1 pseudogene is annotated in these 254 nt (G+C 66.1%); it reads left to right on the plus strand.

Annotated features, from left to right (window positions below):
• Window positions 1-25: 25 nt before the first annotated feature.
• Window positions 26-254: pseudogene (locus AC0IYH_RS32775) on the plus strand (acetylglutamate kinase); the annotation flags it as partial.

A 254-nucleotide genomic window follows, 5' to 3' on the forward strand; every position in this document is an offset into this window, starting at 1 on the left:
GTCGCAGTTCGTGAACGGACTGCGCGTGACCGACGCGGAGACCGCGAAGATCGCCGAGATGGTTCTCGCGGGATCGATCAACAAGGATATCGTCGGCTGGATCGGACAGGCGGGCGGACGCGCGGTCGGCATCTCCGGCAAGGATGCCGGGCTGGTGCTGGCGGAGAAGGTCGGCCTGCGCGATCCCGATCCGTTGCAGGGAATCGAGCGGCATGTCGATCTGGGCTTTGTCGGCGAGCCGATCGCGATCGACC

This window comes from Pseudomonas sp. AC463 (assembly GCF_979253585.1).